Genomic DNA, 16,067 nt, shown 5'->3' with positions numbered 1-16,067 from the left:
CGGGACGTCTGCGGCACCAACTGGCTCAAGGCCGCCGCCATGCTCGAGACGGCCGCCCGGCTCCGCCCGCTCGAGGATCACAACGACGCATTCGCCTGGTCCATCGCCCGCGTCTTCCTGGAGCTGAACGGCCACGTCCTCCTGGGCGCCTCCGCCGACGCGCTGGCACTGGTCGCGGATTCCCGCGAAGTCCGCATCACCGTCCCGCAGATCGCCACGAAGCTCCGCAAATGGGCGACCGCGTAGGACCACCAGGGTCAATTTCCGCGCCCGTTGATACGAGCCCCCACGGGTTCGGGCACCCCTCCCATACGGCAGCCGCGCCCGCAATGCCGCTCACTCAGATTGCGGGCATTGCCGTCTACGGCCGCGCCCGCGATGGAACCCTCCTGAATCGCCGGCGCGGCTCTTCGCCGTCCGAGGGATCAATTTCCCCGCCAGTTGACATGAACCCCGCCCGTTCGGGCACGCGACCCCTACGGCAGGCCCCGCCCGCGACGAGGCCCTCCCAGACGCGGGCAGCCGCCGTATATGGCCGCGCCTGCGACCACGGCCCCCCGGTCGCCGGCGTGGCCTTTAGCTGTCCGAGCAGCCCGATAACGTCGGCGCGTGAGTACGCGTCAGCAGCCGATCGACCTACGGGAAGCGCTCAACGAGCGCCAACCCCGGTACCTCACCGCCATCCACGACAGCGACCACGACGCCGAGTCCACCAACAAGGACGGCGGACTCGGCTGGAGACCACGCCGGCCCGGCTTCCCAGTGACGGAAGCCGGTGTACGGCCTAGAAAGAGCCCGTCGGCCGCACATACCACCCACCCTGCCCATGCGAAGTGCCTTGCCCGGCGGCCGGGAGGGAGCGGGTCCCCCTCACCGAGGCGCCACACATGACAGGCGTCCTGCCACGGCCCGGTGACACGGTCCCCCAGCGCCCCCGGCCAGGCGGTCAGGGCGTGTCGCCCTGCCAGTCCCACAAGCGTGCGTCGCCGGAACGCGGGCCGTACAGGGCACAGCCGCCCGGGCCGTAGCGGCCGATCTCGGTGCGCAGTGGCGCGCCCACAGCACGCTCCATCACCGTCCATCCGGTGATGTCCAGCAGGAGCCCGTGGATCGACCGCCAGTACCCCGTGCCCGAGACCCTCCCCGCGCAGCTTCACCGGGGCGCAGCAGGTCACGCGGCAGCTTGCCGACACCGCCGACGGCGACCGGTCGCCCGACGTGGCACACCGGCCCCCGCGCCGTCCGCGCCGAGTTCACCACCGACGGCCACGCAGTGGTCATCCGCCACGACGCCCAGGCCAGTTGGAACGCGGACCCCTGGCCGGTCGCCGTCGGCGGCCGGCCCCAGGAGCACCCGCCCCTGTACCCGCTCACCTGGCCCGAACGCGTCCGGATCCTGGCCCTGATAGTCCACCGCGCCAAGCACTGACCACCCTCGCCGGGGCCCGGACACCCGGGCCCCGGCCCCCCACCCACGAGAACCCCGTGAAGCTCAGCAAGGCCCAGCACCTCGCGATCATCACCACGGCAGCCAGGTCGAGGCTCACCCCAACCACCCGCACGTCCCTGGTCCGTCCCGGCCTGGCCGAGCAGCGCACCGAGCGCAGAGGACTCACCGGCCGCGCCGTGGCCCGCCGCTACCTCACCCAGGCAGGCCCCCCGCCGTCCGCAACGACATCCCACCGCCGAGAACGCCGAGCGCAAGCAGCGCGGCGACGTCCCCGCAGCACGGGTAACACCCGGCGTGCGGATCTCCACTCCCGCCGGCGTCGTCACCATCACGGGCCGCTCCTACTCCCCCGCCCGACGACTCGCACGGCGTTGTGTTCCGGCTGGACGGCCGCGCCGAAAGTGACGACAACCTGATCTCCGCCGACTCGGCCTGGCTGCATAGCCCGTGCACCCGTCGCGATGATGGCGCTTCCTGAATCTGGCTCTGACCGCGATGGCGTAAGCCATCTTGCAGTGGGGACGTGGATGCGGACGGACCGCAGCCCGTGCCAGTGGCGACGAGCCAGGGGCGCTGGAGTACAGTGCGCCAGCCCAAGCGACGGGCGGGGCCGGGAAGGGCGATGCGAATGTCGGGCCAAGGCGGAAGAATCTCCGGACCCTCACGCGGCAAGGCGGTGGCAGCCGTAGCGGTACTCGTGGCAGCTCTGTTGGCAGGCGCGGGCGCGACGCTCCTGGACAGCGTGCCGGACTTGTCCTATGCGGCGAGGTGGGCAGGAACCCCTGGCCTGTTCGTCGTCCGTTCCTGTGCCGAGGTCGGAGCCACTAAGGAACGCCACACGCAATGCGACGGGACCTTCCGGTCCGATGACGGCAAGACCGTGGATCTGGACGCGACCATCTCCCAGTCGCTCACAGCAGGGGCCGCGGTGCCGGTGCAACGCACGTCGAACAACAGCTACGTGCGCGTGGGAGTCGCTGCATTCTGCGGCTGGCTGACCATGACCCTCTTCGGGACGGTCCTGGCCGGTACCGCCATCATGACCGTCCTGACCCTAACCGGCCACACCCGCTCCCGGGCCGGCTGGAAGGCACTCCTGGCAGCCGCAGGAGTTGCCCTGGCCTCCGCCCTGATCGGCGCGATCGCGGGAGCCCTGACGTAGCTCAGGCATCCCCACCAGGCTCAAGCAGCCGCCATAGATCGTTCACGGAAGCGCGGCCAGAGCCGTATTCGGGGAGCGCCATCAACACCGTCAGCGACAACCCCCTTGCCCGCACGAGGCACCCGGTGCGGCTACTGCGCGGCCCAGGAGGACGACACCGAGGCCCCTGCAGCCCGAACCCCACCACGGCCCGCACACGGCCCCGTCCCAGCCCCAGAAGGCCGGCCAGGCGCAGCAGCGCCCCGCTGGCCCGCCCGCCCAACCCACCGCCGAGCCGGTAGGCCCGACCATCCGTCACGTGATCACGCCCGGCATCACGGTGCACGGCGCTCCCGAGCAGCTCGCACTCACGCTGGACGCGCAGCACGCCGGTGTTCCTCCGGTCGCTCCCGTCCCGGACCTGGCCAACCTGGCCGGCATGCCCGACGGGCCGCCGCCCGTCGCTGACCCGCTCATCAACATCAGCGCATGGGACGGGCCCGGCATGGATGCCTATTTCGTGGCCAGCAGCAGGGCCCCGGAACCGCCAGAGAAACAGCCCCTTCGTTTGACGATGGGGCTGTTTCTGCTTGGGGCTTGCGCTGCCCTACTTGATCGGCTCGGCGGGGTGCAGCGCTATCGCGTGGCTGCGGCCTCGTAGCGGGTGACCTGCTGACGCAGAAGCTGCGCGGTCGTGTCCGCGTTCACGTCTGCTATCCCGCCGAGGCCGACGTTGATGAGAGCGGGACCGTCGAGGGTGAATTGCTGCAGGACCGTGGCGCCACCGCTCTCGATACGCACGCCGAGGGAGCGGTCTCCGGTCTTGTCCACGCTCATCGCCGTGTACTTCAGGACCGAGCCCTGGTACGTCTCCTTGTGGCAGGTCTGCAGTGCCTGCTCCATCGCGTCGAAAGACGCTGCGGCGTCGTTCGCGTTCGCGTACTGGCGCAGGCCAACGGACGCGGCGGAGGCAGTGAGACCTCCGCCCTTCTGGAAGTTGCGCGACACCTGGACCTTCGCGACGTGGGGCTGCTTGTAGTTGCAGAACGTCTTGTCCCCGCCGGTGCTGCCGCTGGCGTCGACCGACCAGCCGGCTGGCATCTGCGACAGGGAAAGCAGGGCTGCGGTCAGCTGCGTCTTCGTGAGCAGTTTCGCTTGCGGGGTGGGTGCCGCCGTCGGGGAGGCGCTGGCCTGGGTAGAGCCGGAGGGCTGCGCTGCGGTGGACGAGGCGCCAGTGCTGCCGCAGGCGGTGATGGATGCGGCGGTGAGGAGCGCCCCGAGGGCGATGACGTGCTTGCGGTGAGACACCGTTTACCAATCTGTTGGCGAGCTGAGGTTGTCGGGACGGACGGGCTGCGCCGGCTGCGTAAGCACCTGCGCGCTGCAGCGGGGCCGGTCCGTGGAAGTCAGGGTGCCCGGGTTCTGGCGGGGCGCATCCGGCGCCAGGCGGACGATGCTAATGCACCCTCGACTCCGGCTACCCGTCCGCCGACCTGATCGCCGCTGCCCGTACGCGGGGAATCACCCTGGTCGCCCCTGTACTCCTGGACCACTCCGCCCAGGCCCGCGCGGCCGATGGGTTCGACAAGAGCGCCTTCACCATCGGCTGGAAGGCCCGCCAGATCCGCTGTCCGGCCGGCCGCACCAGCTCGACCTGGAACCCCGTCCAGCAGCACGGCCAGGACGCCATCGTCGTCAAATTCAGCGTCCGCACCTGTCGCCCCTGCCCGTTCCGGGAACAGTGCACCACCGCCCGACCGGGCCGCCGCGCGCTCACCCTACGGCCCCAGGAACTCCACGACGCCCTTGCCCGGGCCCGCACCGAGCAGAAGACCGAGGCGTGGGAGGACAAATACTCGCGCAGGAGTGGAAGGCACGATCAACCAGGCACTCGACGTCACCGGGATGCGCCGGGCCCGCTACCGCGGCCTGCCGAAAGTCAGCCTCCAGCACGCCTTCTCCGCGACCGCGATCAACGTGATCAGACTCGACGCCCTCTGGACCAGCAGCCCACTCGGCCGCACCCGCACCAGCAACCTCGACCGCCTCGCCTACCGACTCACGGTCTGACTGTCCTGTCGCACCGAGGCCGACATGGCTCCTGGCCAGTGGCCCGCCTTCGGATCCCCATGGCCGATCGTTACTGCGGGGCCAGAGTGAAACCCGGCCTATGCCGGCTCAGCCAGCCGGTCGAGGTGGTCCAGGTGAGCCGATGTCAGGTGGAGGTGTGCCGCGGCGAGGTTCTCCTCCCCCGAGGCAGTCGCGACCACCGCCGTCGCCTACGCGAAGGCGCGCGCCAGTGCCCACGAACTCCACGCCATCAGCCAGGGAACGCCCATGGTCCTGGTGCACTGCACGTCCGACCACCGGACCGGTCGCGAGATCACCGCCCGGATCTCCGCCGGAGTCCGCACCGAGATGGGTTGGGTCGATGCCCACCCGCCCCTGGTGCTGCGCTTCCAGCGGCTGGACGGCCGCAGAGACGCCGCCGACAACGCCCGCCGCCTGCTGTGGCGCAAGAACCCCGCCAAGCGATACCTCGCCGTCACCGACGTCCCCGTCAAGTTCTGCAACCACCCCCGCGCCTGATGACCGCGCGCAGGCAAACGTGCAGGTGAGGGGTTGTCACAACCCCTATGAGGGAGTATATTTATCAGTGTTGGTTCGGGTTGACGGCAATCGGCCCGAACCGGCTCCAACCCACCAACCCAAGGGAGCACGCGTGGAGACCATGGAGACCACGAACACCGACCGGGCCAGCTGGGCAGCCGCCGCCCTGGACACCTTCGCCAGCAACGCCAAGAAAGTCCCGCCGATCACCGCCGAAGGCGCCGCCAACCTGGCCCGCTTCGCAGCCGAGCAGTACGCCCAGGCCGCAGGCGTCATCGGACTGCGCGAGCAGGCAGAGACCGACCTCGCCGAGGCCCGCCTCGTGATCAGCGACGTCGTGGCGGACGTGCTGCACCACATGGACGGAGCCGAACCCGCCGACGCCCTGATCAGCGCCGCCTACCGCGTCTACCAGCTCCGGACCGGCCAGATCACCGGCGCCGTAGCCATGATCGCCGACGACGACCAGACCGGCGACGCAGTCGAGTTCCTGACCGCCCTCTGCCACGCCGCCGTCGCACTTGACGAGGAAGACCCGATCGACATGCTCACGCGCGGACCCGGCGACTTCGAGGAGGAGGCCGAGCGCGTCGCCCACGTCCGACAGGCACGCCGGGAGCGCCTCGCCGCCTGATCACCCCACGGTGTGGCGCGGTCGGCAACCCGCGTCACACCGGCCCAACCCACCACGGAGGAAGGTTCATGGACTTCAGCACGCACCCACGCGGCCACGTCGTCGAGCCCGACGGACAGGACCGCCACGGCAAACCGCGCTACAAGACGCAGGTCAAGAACTTGAAAGTGGGGGACGCCCTGGCGAGATTCGGCAAGGTCCTCGAATGGCAGGAGACCGAGCCGGAGAAGGGCTGGCGCATGTTCCGCATGGTCACCGAGCACCCCGTCGAGTGGCCCACGCGCACCAACATCCACTCCATGCCCGAGTACATGTACTACGGGCATCACCTCTCTGACCGACTGATCTGCCCTGGTGTGGCGCGGGCGGTAACCCGCGCCACACCGCCCCAACCCACCACCCGCGCGGAGCAGTCGGCCTACCGGCCGCTCCACCACACCGGGTGAATCCAAACCGCCGCGCTGGCGGAGCAGCACGCCGGCGTCCCCCCGATCGGCCCCGTCCCGGACCTGTCCGACGTGACGGGCATGCCCGAGAGGCCAGCGCCCGTCGCCGACCCGCTCCGCGACATCAGCGCATGGGACGGGCCCGGCATGGATGCCTACTTCGTGGCCAGCGCCCGCGCGTCGGCCAACGAGGCCGCCCGAATCGCCGGGCGGATCCAGGTAACCGGCCGGGGCATCCGCGACTGGCACTCAAGCGTCCACGACGCGGTGATTTCCACACTCGCCGCCGCCGAGACGATCGCTCCCCAGACGGACCGGCCATGGCACGCGGCCCGGCTCGACGCCTACGCCGCCGCCTACGGGCTGCGCGGCTGGCACCGCCACACCGACTTCCGTGGCAAGCACGCCGTACAGGTCAACAAGATCCGCACCCACCTGGACGGCGATCGCGGACGCTACTACCCCGCCGCACACGGCCCGCGCGGCAGCGTGCTGAATCCCGGGCCCTACAGTCACTGCGTGGTGGCTGTAGGGCCCGGACACCCAACGCACCGTCTACGAGCCGTGTCGCCCCGCATCGCCCGGCAATGGATCGACAAACACGAAGCGGTGAGCAGCGATACCGATGGTCAGCCGCATTTCGGTGTTGGTTCCGTGGACCATGTTTCCTGCCCCGGGCACGTGGCCATCTGGGCCGAGCACGACGAGGTCGCCCCGGCCGCCGTGATGTTCCTGTGCACCGACCCCGAGGCGTACGGCCATGCGCTCAAGGAGGACGACGCTCCGCAGGAGGAGCCGGACGAGGCGTCGATGGACGCCGGGAAGTCCGCTGCCCCGGTCAAGCCGGAGAAGGAAGAGGGGATGCCCTACAAGCTCAAGGTCGAGGGCAACGCGGCGCACCGGGCAGCGGGCAAGACCCGGCGCGAGTGGCTGCGCACGGAATTCCTGTCCCGCAAGACCGCGCCGAAGGCCCTCGCCCCGTTCGTCACCGCGCAGCTGCTGGTCTGCTCCAAGCCGGTGCAGAGCTGGACCGGCGACGTGTCCCGGGTGGCACTGCTGGCCGAGCTGCTGGGGCAGAGCAAGACGGACGAGGCCGCCGGGCGCGCCGAGTGGGCGCCCGGCAACGCCACCCCCGGCCGCCTGATGCTGCTGAACTTCGCAGTCCTGGCCGCCTGCTATGAAAAGCGCATCCAGGAGGTGCAGACCTGGCGGCACGACGAACCGTCATGGGACACCGACGAGATCCGGGCCGACGCCCGCACCTACCTCGCCTTCCTCGGCGAGATGGGATACCGGCTGGCCCCGATCGAGCAGGCCATCATCAGCGGCGAGCCCTACACCCCCCAGGCTGCCGAAGAGGCCGAGGACGCCGACCACGAGGACGCCGAAGAGCCCGAGGACGCCGACCGGGACGACCAGGACGGCGAGGACCCCGACCAGGACGCATGACGCGTCACTGCCCGGCCCTCCCCACCCAGGGGAGGGCCGGGCCCCGGCCCGCGCGGCCGACCTACGCCAGCCAAGCCCAGCGGCCCCTGCCAGGCACGGGCGGCACCGCCCGCTGCACCCGGCGCTCCCCCCGTTCCGTCACCGCCCCTTGTGAGGTCCCTCGTGTTCTCTGTGCCGAATCCGGCCAGTGAGCGTGCCGCCCGCGCCGCCCTGGCCGCCTTCCACCCCCCCCAAGCCCTCGCCGCCCACCTCGCCGAGCACGGCCCCGAAGCCCTATGGGAACGCCTCGCCCGCACCAACCGCCGCATGGCCGGCCACCGGCATCAGGCGGATTTGTGGCGGGCGCCGCCCTCGATGTGGATCGTCTCGCCAGAGACAAAACCCGCACGGAGGAGCCACATCACCGTGTCGACGACGTCGTCGGTCTCGCCGTAGCGTCCGACGAAGGTCCCGGCCGCGCTCTTGCTCAACAAGGCGGTCTTGTTGTCACCAAGGCGATCCCATGTGCCCGAGTCCACGACACCAGGCGAGACGGCATTGACCCGTACCGGCGCTAGATCCGCCGCCAGGTGGCGCGCGGCGTACTCGACCGCACCGTTCGTGACCCCCTTGACGAGTGATCCTGGCCCAGGGCGCCAGCCGACAACACCGGAGAACAGCACCATCGACCCGGTCGGCCGCAGTACCGACGCGAAGTGCTTGGCGACCAGCATCGGGCCGACCACCTTCGCCGTGAACGCAGCCAGCAGCTTGTCGCGATCCAGCTCGGTCGCGCGAACATCGTGCGGCGCCGAACCGGTCGTCACGATGTGGTCAATTCCATCCTTCAGCCGTTCCGCCGCGGTCGCGAGCGTCGACTCGTCCTGCAGATCGACCCGCACCGCCCTGGCGCCGATCTCGCTCGCCAGCACGTCGGCCGCAGCCAGATCGCGGGCACCGACAACAACGTCGTACCCGTCCTTCACCGCACGCCTCGCGACGGCCGCGCCGAGCGCCCGTGCACCGCCAATGACCAGGATCCGTTCCATGTGTCTCACTCCCTCTCGTAGGATCGGATGCAACGGTATGGATTTGATACCGGTATCTTCAACGAAACTGGGAGCAGCAATGGGCAAGGCGTACAACGTGATGGCAGCGACCTGCCCGAGCCGCACGGTGCTGCACCGTATCGGCGCCCGCTGGACCGTGTTCGTCGTCAACGCCCTCGATGACGGACCTCGCCGCTTCAGCGAATTGAAGGGGCATATCCGGGGCATCACCCCGAAGGTCCTGACCGAAACCCTGCGCTCCCTGGAAGCCGACGGTTTGATCAGCCGCCACGAGTACGACGAGAACCCGCCCCGCGTCGAGTACGCCCTGACACCGCTGGGCCGCTCTCTGCTCATCCCACTCCGCGCCGTACGACTCTGGGCCGAAGAGCATGTCCCGGACATCGAGGCGGCCCGAGCCCGCCAGCCGATTCTTGCCCCATGAGTCGATTGCCGGCATGAACCGGAGCGGCAAGACCACCACCCTCGACGAGGCGGGTCACACCCGCCCCGGCCACCAGCTGGACACCGGACAGAAATCACCGCCCGGTTCGTCATCCCCGCAGACGACTCCTGGCCCACCGCCCTGGACGCGCTCGGTGACGCGGCACCGCTGGGGATCTGGGTACGCGGGACCGGCGACCTGCCCGCACTGTCCTCCCGCGCGATCGCCGTCACCGGCAACCGGCACGCTACCGACCGGGCCAAGAGCCGCGCCGCCCTGATCGCGGGCGACCTCGCCGCCGCCGGACACACCGTCACCGCCTCACTCGCTTATGGCATCGACACCGCCGCCCACACCGGCGCGCACCTGGTGCCCGCGCCCACGATCGCCGTCCTGCCGTGCGGACTCGACCTGTGCCACCCCCACGACTACGGTGACGTGCTGCGCGCCGCCGACACCGGCGGAGCCGCCGTCAGCGTTTACCCGCCCGGCACCCCCGCCAGCCGCGTCACGCTGCGCACCACCGCCCAGCTGATCGCCGCCCTGTCCACCGCTGTCGTCCTGGTCGAGGTCATCGCCCGCAACCCCGCCATGGAAGCTGCCGACACCGCCCACCAGTTGGGCCGCCCCGTACTCGTGCTGCCCCCGGGCGAGCCGGGTGGCCCCTACTCCACCGGCACCGCCCAGCTGCTGGAGCTCGGCCGGGCCCGGCCGGTCCTCGACGCGGACGACATCCTCATCGCCATCGGGCTTCGCTGACACGGGTTTCCGGGGCCGCGCCGGACCCGCGCGGCCCCGGAAAGCGCTGGTCATCACCACTGCACCGGCTCGGATGGTGGTTGACACCCAGCCCTGAAGTAGTAGAATTATCACTGTTGTTAGGGCGGCAACCCGACGACAACCAACCCACCACAAGAAGGACGTGACCATGGGCAGTCAGCCCAACGAGGACCCGGTGCGCAACCTGCGCATCCTGCGCGGATTCACGAGCAAGCCCATCGTGGGGCACTCATTCGGCGTGTGCGCGTCCCCCACCGAGCGCGGCAAGCTGACCGAGCAGGAGTACGCACCGTACCTGGCGGCAGCCGACGGCAAGCACGACTCGTACATGCGCCACGGCGCGCCGTGGGCCGCCGGCGATCTGGCCTACGAGAGGTGACGTCGCGGACCACATCGGCCCGGGGTGCGAGTACGAATCACCCCGAGGACTTGACCACCGTCGGGAGTTGAGATGCGTGGGCGGTGGTCTGGCGACTGGTTCGGTGACGGCCCGGGGTCGTTCCGATGATGTTGGTGAACGCTGTGATGAAGCTGCTGGGGTTGGCCCATCCGCAGGCGTAGGCGGTTTGGATGGTGTCGTGGCCGTCGGCGAGGAGCACGAGCGCGTGGTGGATGCGTAGCTGCGTGCGCCACTCATAGAAGGTCATGCCGAGTTCGTTGCGGAACAATCGGCTGAGGGTTCGGGTGCTGGCTCCGATCGTCTTCCCGAGTTCGGCCAGCGTGGCGTTGTCTGCCGGCTTCTCGTACAGCATCCGGGCAATGGCTTGCAGTCGGTCGTCCCGTGGCTCCGGCAGGTGCAGTGGCTGTTCGTGTGCTTCGCGGAGTTCATCTACGAGGACTCGAAGGAGGCGAGAGCGCGCGGAGCGGCTGTAGTCAGGCGCGGCGTCGTCGTAGTTGCGGGGGCCGGTCAGGGCGAGCAGGACCTCGCGGGCGAGGTCGGAGGCCAGGAACACGGCGGGATGCTCTGGTATGAGCCGGGCGAGGGATGGCGTGAGAAAGACGATCCGCATATCGGTGTCGCCGTGGGCGCGGTGGTAGTGCGTGAACCCGGCGGGGGTCCAGGCGACCCGGTTGGCGGGAACGATCGACGTGCCGCGCTCGGTGTGAACTGCCAAGACGCCGCTGGCTGCGTACACCAGGTGTCCGCGTGCGTGCGACTGCACTGCGCTTGTTTCGCCGGATGGCCAGAGGTGGCGCCCGCCAGACGGCCACATATGTGACGTCACACCGGCGATCCGGCGAGGTTGGCGGCAAACAGGCATCAGTTGGCACCCTATCGGTAGCAAGCCACACCTTGATCTGGTGACACTGCCTCCATGCGGAGTGGTCTTCAGTCGCGCAGAGCGCCCGACCGAACCACATGTCATCGAGGCAGCGTGCCTCGATGCCGCGGCCTGAGGGAGAAGGAGAAACGCATGGCGACGTTCGTCCTCGTGCCCGGCGGTTGGCACGGCTCCTGGTCGTTTGAGGCGGTGGTTCCGCTGCTGGAGCGTGCCGGTCATGCCGTTCACGCCCTGACCCTGACCGGTCTGCGGCCAGACGACGACAACGCGACGGTCGCGACCGCCAACCTCGACACGCACACCGACGACGTATTGCGGCTCCTCGATCGCACCCACATCACCAGCGCGACGCTGGTCGGCCACAGCTACGGCGGGATGGTGATCGCCGCCGCCGCCGATCGCGCTGACGGCCGGATCTCACGACTGGTGCATCTCGACGCCTACGTACCGCGCGATGGCGAGTCGTGCTGGTCGTCAACGACCGAGCGCTACCGGGAAGCGTTCGCTGCCGGCGCTGCGACCACCGGCTACGCCGTCCGACCGCCGGACGGCGGCGATCCCCGCTGCCGTCCCCATCCCCTCGCCTCGTTCCTGCAAACGATCCGGCTCACAGGCACGCTCACCCAGGTCCCCCGTCGGGAGTTCATCTACTGCTCGGGATGGAAAGACCGGACGCCGTTCGCTGAACTCCGCACCCGACTCCAAGCCGATCCCCAGTGGCAGGTCCACGACCTCCCAACCGGCCACGACGCAATGCATGAGGCCCCGGAGGCGGTCGCTGCACTACTGCTCGACGAATGCATCGCGGATGCCTCGACACACAGACGACAGGCCTGCCATCGAGGGCCACACAAGCCCAGTTGATCCGGCCCCAAATTCAGCCGTCGTCTGGGGCCACGGCGTCCCCAGGGGCCACTTACTCCGTGCGCGTGGCCGAACTCGGGAGGCCGCGTAGGGGTGTAGAGGACCCATCGGGAAGACCTCAACGTGCTTGACGCTGCCTACGACCGGCCCGACCTGACCACGTTCGCCCGGCTCGACGCACTCGGCCGCGACATCACGTTCGCCGAACTGCCCTCGGACCTGTACTGACCACACCGTCCGGCCGGGCGCGGCAACGCCCGGCCGGGCCGACTCCCGCCCCGACCCACCACAAAGGACCCCCATGGCCCTATCCGACTACGGCGTCATCGCGATCAGCGATTCCGGCGGCAAGGACTCCCACGGCACCCTCGCGGTGACCGTCGAGGCTGCCCGCGCCGCCGGCGTGCTGGACCGGGTCTGGTCCTTCCACGCATCGCTTGGCGCCGCCGCCGTCGCCTCCACCTGCATGGAGGTCTCCATCGCAGCTCGACCCCGTGAGTACTCCACTGATCAGAACTCATGGGCAGCGACCCTGCCAGGAAACCCTCAACCGCGAAGCTCAGGCCGTAGTCCAGGAAAGGTGCAGTTGCTCGATCTGCATCATGGCGAATCGGTCGGACTTGATTCTGGCCGTACGCCGGCGGCCGCGGCTCACCGCCCTGTACGCCGAGGTCGAGCAGGTCCGTGGGCACAGCTTCCGCCAGGACCTGTCGATCGCCGAGCTGCTCCAGTTGGCGCAGCGCCAGGGCGGACCGGCGCCGGGGATCGTGCTGGCCGACGACGGACCGGAGTTCGACGCCATGGCGGCCGCCGTGCGGGTCGCGCTCGCCGAGCCGCCCCGGCGCACCCTGGAAGCCGATCCGGAGGCGCCACAGCAGCTGGGGCTGTCGGGGTTCGGTGACTGCGGAAGCTGCGGACTGTAGCAGCGGACGCCCAGGTCAAGCCCTCGATCCGACAGGAGGAGGGGTGTGCGCTTCTCAGGCCGGACCCGGCCCAACGCGCCCGGTTGGAGGAGATCCGGGACAACCTGCTCGCCCGTATCGCCGAAGCCGAACGCGAAGGATGGCTCGGCGAGATCGAAGGTCTGCGAATCAGCCTCGCCGGAGCGGAGGACAAGCTTGCGCGGATCGACCAGCGGAGCTCGCGGGCGATCGACCTGGGCATGCCGGGCCGCGCCACCGGTCCTGTCCTGTCCTGTCCACAGCGCCATGCCCGCTCAGCGCCGCACATGACCGGCGGGCCGTCCAGGGCCGCGATGACACTGACGCTGCGACGCGGTTCAAGCTATGAGCAGGCGGAGGCCGAGATCTGCCGCGTCGAGGTCGGCGAGGTCACTGTTGCGCTCGGCCCACCGGCCGGAGTCGAGGTCGTCGCTGAGGCTTCGTACCGCCCGCTGCTCGGCCTCCGGCCCGACCCTCGTCCACACCGACATCGCACGGCGCACGTGATCCTCCAGATACGCCCCCGGTCGGCGCCAGTACGCCTCGAACAGGCCGTCAGCGCAGTCCCACGGGATGGGCACCGGCTCAGCGCGGGCGCCGATCGCATCGGCCATCCCAGCAAGCGAGGGAAATTCTGCGAGGACGGCGGCGAACTCGGGCAGGTACTCGCGGGTAAGCCAGAACCGGTCCTGCCATCCGGACTCGTCGGTGTCGAACGTGAGCACCACCACGCGGCGGGCCACGCGCCGCATCTCGCGCAGCCCCGCTATCGGGTCCCCCCAGTGGTGAACGGTGGAGACGGCCATCGCGACGTCGAAGGAGTGGTCCTCGAACGGCAGGCTCTCCGCGGCGGCGGCCACGCACGGCGCCGAGCCGGCAGGCCGCTGCCCCCGCATGACCGCCGATGGCTCCACCGCGGTCACGTCACGATCAGCAGGCTCGTAGGAGCCGGTGCCGGCCCCGACGTTCAGCACCGTCTGCGCGTCCCCGAGCGCGTCCCAGATCTGCGCGGCGATCCGCGGCTCGGTACGCCGTGTCGCGGTGTAGGCGCCGCCGATCGCGTCGTACAGCCGTGCACCGAGCATCTCCAGTTGCTCCTCCGGTGTCACCTTCAATCCCTTCGCCCGTGCCTCAAGTTCCCTGTTGATGGCCGCCACCATGGCGTCAGCGCGATCACGCCGCTCCAGCAGCAGGCAGCGCAGTCGGCGCAGGTGCGCGACCGCGTCGGGGGACGGGTCGCCGACCAGTTCCGCAACCTCCCGCAGCCCGAAGCCCAACCGCCGATAGGCCAGCACCTCCCGCAGCCGCTCCACGTCGCCCGCCGAATAGGCCCGGTACCCGGCCACGGTCCGCGCCGACGGCCGAACGAGCCTGATCTCGTCATAGTGATGCAGCGTGCGGACGCTCACGCCGGCCAACTCGGCCACGCGTCCCACGGTCCAGTGATCCTCCACGGCACCGACTATGCAGCCTGACGCCACGTGAGGGTCAAGAGCCTCACTCACGGCAGCAAGAGCCGAACACGAAGCAGCGGTGCGAGGCGACTCCTGCAAGCCAGAGCGATGGTCTGGTTCAGAGAAGCCTATGTCCGCTGCCCGATGCTCCGCGTCGACCCCCAGCAGCGTCGACGCCTGGAAGAGATCATCCGCAATCTCGGAGACCGCATCGAGGAGGCCCGGGGCAACGGCTGGCTCGGCGAGGTCCAAGGCCTCCAGATCAGCCTCGAAGCCGCCCGGAACAAACTCGTCTCGCTCGACCGACTCAGCCGAACCCGCAGCCGAACCCCGATTACTCTGGGCATGCCAATCATCCCGGGTGAGACACGATGATCTCATCCTTCACAGCTCAGAAGAACTGGAGCAGTCGCCGCCACTGGGCGGGATCAGCCGTTGCCGACCTCCTGCGCCACCCGCTCCAGTCGGCGCCGGTAGTCCTCCCACCATGTCTCATCACCGGGTGGCATGTTGTCCTTGCCCTTCAACCACCCGACGGACCCGTCGATGAGCTCGCGCACGATGTCGGCGTGGCCAGCGTGCCGGTGAGTATCGGCGATCACGCGAACGACGACGTGGTGCAGTGTCACCTCTCGTCGTTCATCGGGCCACCACGGAACGTGGCCGATCGCGTCCAGCCCGAGCGTCTCGATCGTGGTGTTGGAGTGTTCCCACGCCTGTTGGTACAGCCCCACGATCTGTTCACGCGACTCTTCCACGGTGGCCCACATGTCCGCGTTGGGTTCGGCGTCCTCCGCAACCAGGGCGGAGGCTCCTCGTGGAAAAACGGCCGTCCGAATGTGTCGCCAAAGTACCCCAGCTCCACCCCGGCGACGTGTTTGACCAGCCCCAACAGGTTGGTGCCGGTCGGCGTGAGAGGGCGGCGGATGTTGTACTCGGAGAGCCCGTCCAGCTTCCACAGCAAGGCTTCACGGGCGTCTTGTAGGTAGCGGAAAAGGTCAGCTTTCGGGTCCGGTTCGATCATGCCGGGCAGTCTCTCACCCGGCACTGACGCCCGACCTGCATCGTGGCTCCGCTCCGACCGACGGTTCCGTAGTCCGGAAAAGCCTGTCCTGCTCATTCTGCGTCCTGGCCTCCGAAGCCGACCTGACGTGCGCGGCCCGGCTGCTCCCGGAGAAGGCGCAGACGTACGTCGCTCTGGAGCAGACCGTGGGCCACAGCTTCAAGAAGGATCTGTCGATCGCCGAGATCGTCCGGTCGGGCCGCGGCCCTAGACGCCGCCGAAGGCCCGATCGTCAAGCACCCGCCGGGCACCGCGATGGCCGGCTTCATCGGCAAGGCCAAGACCCGCGACTACCTGGAGCGGCTGGCCCTGGCTTCCTAATAGTGTTGTCAAGCCGTCGCGGTCACTGGGGGTGTGACCTGGTAGCAGCGTCGGTCACGTATCAGGGCCCACATGACGTTGACGCGTCGGCGGGCGAGGGCGAGCACGGCCTGGACGTGCTTCTTCCCCTCAGCGCGCTTTCGGTCGTAGAAGCGGCG

Annotated in this window: 18 protein-coding genes and 4 pseudogenes; 15 read left to right on the top strand and 7 right to left on the bottom strand. The window is 69.4% G+C overall.

The genetic code is table 11. From position 1 onward, the window contains the following. From EFK10_RS47715 to EFK10_RS23680, 4 genes and pseudogenes are all read left to right on the top strand, one after another. Positions 1–246, top strand: a pseudogene (locus tag EFK10_RS47715) (fic family toxin-antitoxin system, toxin component); the annotation flags it as partial. Positions 247–1,183: 937 nt separating this feature from the next. Further along, the gene (locus tag EFK10_RS23690) at positions 1,184–1,429 is read left to right on the top strand and encodes a hypothetical protein (RefSeq protein ID WP_127357655.1); all 246 of its coding nucleotides are present in this window, start codon (positions 1,184–1,186) and stop codon (positions 1,427–1,429) included. 718 nt (positions 1,430–2,147) lie between these two features. Next, positions 2,148–2,612, top strand: a complete 465-nt coding sequence (locus tag EFK10_RS23685) for a hypothetical protein (RefSeq protein WP_127357654.1) — start codon at positions 2,148–2,150, stop codon at positions 2,610–2,612. Positions 2,613–2,910: 298 nt separating this feature from the next. Further along, entirely contained in the window at positions 2,911–3,252 is a 342-nt protein-coding gene (locus EFK10_RS23680) for a hypothetical protein (protein WP_127357653.1), read from the top strand. Here the strand turns inward: EFK10_RS23680 and EFK10_RS23675 are convergent. Then, positions 3,228–3,899 (bottom strand): hypothetical protein, encoded by a 672-nt coding sequence (locus EFK10_RS23675; protein ID WP_127357652.1) that lies wholly within the window; start codon positions 3,897–3,899, stop codon positions 3,228–3,230. The two genes, EFK10_RS23680 and EFK10_RS23675, sit on opposite strands and share 25 nt — an antisense overlap. 185 nt (positions 3,900–4,084) lie before the next feature. Here EFK10_RS23675 and EFK10_RS52225 point away from each other — a divergent pair. The 5 genes and pseudogenes from EFK10_RS52225 (at position 4,085) to EFK10_RS23650 (ending at position 7,730) form a co-directional block, all read left to right on the top strand. Beyond that, positions 4,085–4,661, top strand: a pseudogene (locus EFK10_RS52225) (transposase). Positions 4,662–4,928: 267 nt separating this feature from the next. Beyond that, positions 4,929–5,180: a hypothetical protein gene (locus EFK10_RS23665; RefSeq protein ID WP_127357650.1), complete on the top strand. Its 252-nt coding sequence runs from the start codon at positions 4,929–4,931 to the stop codon at positions 5,178–5,180. A 133-nt stretch (positions 5,181–5,313) separates the two neighbouring features. Continuing rightward, the gene (locus EFK10_RS23660) at positions 5,314–5,835 is read left to right on the top strand and encodes a hypothetical protein (RefSeq protein ID WP_127357649.1); all 522 of its coding nucleotides are present in this window, start codon (positions 5,314–5,316) and stop codon (positions 5,833–5,835) included. Between the two features lie 68 nt (positions 5,836–5,903). After that, positions 5,904–6,281, top strand: coding sequence for a hypothetical protein (locus EFK10_RS23655; protein ID WP_127357648.1), 378 nt, complete (start codon positions 5,904–5,906; stop codon positions 6,279–6,281). A gap of 81 nt (positions 6,282–6,362) precedes the next feature. Continuing rightward, entirely contained in the window at positions 6,363–7,730 is a 1,368-nt protein-coding gene (locus EFK10_RS23650) for a hypothetical protein (RefSeq protein WP_127357647.1), read from the top strand. 323 nt (positions 7,731–8,053) lie between these two features. Here the strand turns inward: EFK10_RS23650 and EFK10_RS23640 are convergent, their stop codons facing one another. Beyond that, positions 8,054–8,758, bottom strand: a complete 705-nt coding sequence (locus tag EFK10_RS23640) for an SDR family oxidoreductase (protein ID WP_240677424.1) — start codon at positions 8,756–8,758, stop codon at positions 8,054–8,056. Between the two features lie 79 nt (positions 8,759–8,837). Here EFK10_RS23640 and EFK10_RS23635 point away from each other — a divergent pair, with 79 nt between their 5' ends. From EFK10_RS23635 to EFK10_RS23625, 3 genes are all read left to right on the top strand, one after another. Beyond that, positions 8,838–9,203 (top strand): winged helix-turn-helix transcriptional regulator, encoded by a 366-nt coding sequence (locus EFK10_RS23635; RefSeq protein ID WP_127357645.1) that lies wholly within the window; start codon positions 8,838–8,840, stop codon positions 9,201–9,203. A gap of 93 nt (positions 9,204–9,296) precedes the next feature. After that, the gene (locus tag EFK10_RS23630) at positions 9,297–9,962 is read left to right on the top strand and encodes a DNA-processing protein DprA (RefSeq protein ID WP_127357644.1); all 666 of its coding nucleotides are present in this window, start codon (positions 9,297–9,299) and stop codon (positions 9,960–9,962) included. A 169-nt stretch (positions 9,963–10,131) separates the two neighbouring features. Then, a complete protein-coding gene (locus tag EFK10_RS23625; RefSeq protein WP_127357643.1) occupies positions 10,132–10,362 on the top strand; it encodes a hypothetical protein in 231 nt (76 codons plus the stop codon). Positions 10,363–10,399: 37 nt separating this feature from the next. On the opposite strand, the gene EFK10_RS23620 is transcribed toward EFK10_RS23625, so the two are convergent. Next, positions 10,400–11,146 carry an AraC family transcriptional regulator gene (locus EFK10_RS23620; protein ID WP_206305558.1) on the bottom strand — a complete coding sequence of 249 codons (747 nt, stop codon included), beginning with the start codon at positions 11,144–11,146 and terminating at the stop codon, positions 10,400–10,402. Positions 11,147–11,398: 252 nt separating this feature from the next. Here EFK10_RS23620 and EFK10_RS23615 point away from each other — a divergent pair, with 252 nt between their 5' ends. Then, positions 11,399–12,130: an alpha/beta fold hydrolase gene (locus tag EFK10_RS23615; protein WP_127357642.1), complete on the top strand. Its 732-nt coding sequence runs from the start codon at positions 11,399–11,401 to the stop codon at positions 12,128–12,130. Positions 12,131–12,445: 315 nt separating this feature from the next. Here the strand turns inward: EFK10_RS23615 and EFK10_RS47705 are convergent, their stop codons facing one another. Further along, complete coding sequence (locus EFK10_RS47705) at positions 12,446–12,598, bottom strand: hypothetical protein (protein WP_164836129.1); 153 nt, start codon at positions 12,596–12,598, stop codon at positions 12,446–12,448. Between the two features lie 134 nt (positions 12,599–12,732). Between EFK10_RS47705 and EFK10_RS23610 the strand changes: the two genes are divergently transcribed. Beyond that, positions 12,733–13,053, top strand: coding sequence for a hypothetical protein (locus EFK10_RS23610; RefSeq protein ID WP_127357641.1), 321 nt, complete (start codon positions 12,733–12,735; stop codon positions 13,051–13,053). Positions 13,054–13,409: 356 nt separating this feature from the next. Here the strand turns inward: EFK10_RS23610 and EFK10_RS23600 are convergent, their stop codons facing one another. Next, a complete protein-coding gene (locus EFK10_RS23600) occupies positions 13,410–14,507 on the bottom strand; it encodes a MerR family transcriptional regulator (RefSeq protein ID WP_164836131.1) in 1,098 nt (365 codons plus the stop codon). 126 nt (positions 14,508–14,633) lie between these two features. Between EFK10_RS23600 and EFK10_RS23595 the strand changes: the two genes are divergently transcribed. Beyond that, positions 14,634–14,900, top strand: a complete 267-nt coding sequence (locus tag EFK10_RS23595; RefSeq protein WP_240677422.1) for a hypothetical protein — start codon at positions 14,634–14,636, stop codon at positions 14,898–14,900. Between the two features lie 53 nt (positions 14,901–14,953). On the opposite strand, the pseudogene EFK10_RS23590 reads toward EFK10_RS23595, so the two are convergent. Together EFK10_RS23590 and EFK10_RS23585 are read right to left on the bottom strand one after the other, a co-directional pair. Then, positions 14,954–15,549: pseudogene (locus tag EFK10_RS23590) on the bottom strand (DinB family protein). A 368-nt stretch (positions 15,550–15,917) separates the two neighbouring features. Continuing rightward, a pseudogene (locus EFK10_RS23585) lies at positions 15,918–16,067 on the bottom strand (IS110 family transposase); the annotation flags it as partial.

This window comes from Streptomyces soli (genome assembly GCF_003999195.1).
In the GTDB taxonomy this organism is placed as follows: domain Bacteria; phylum Actinomycetota; class Actinomycetes; order Streptomycetales; family Streptomycetaceae; genus Actinacidiphila; species Actinacidiphila soli.
Note: the sequence above shows the minus strand (reverse complement) of the source record. Positions and strands in the feature narration are given on the sequence as shown.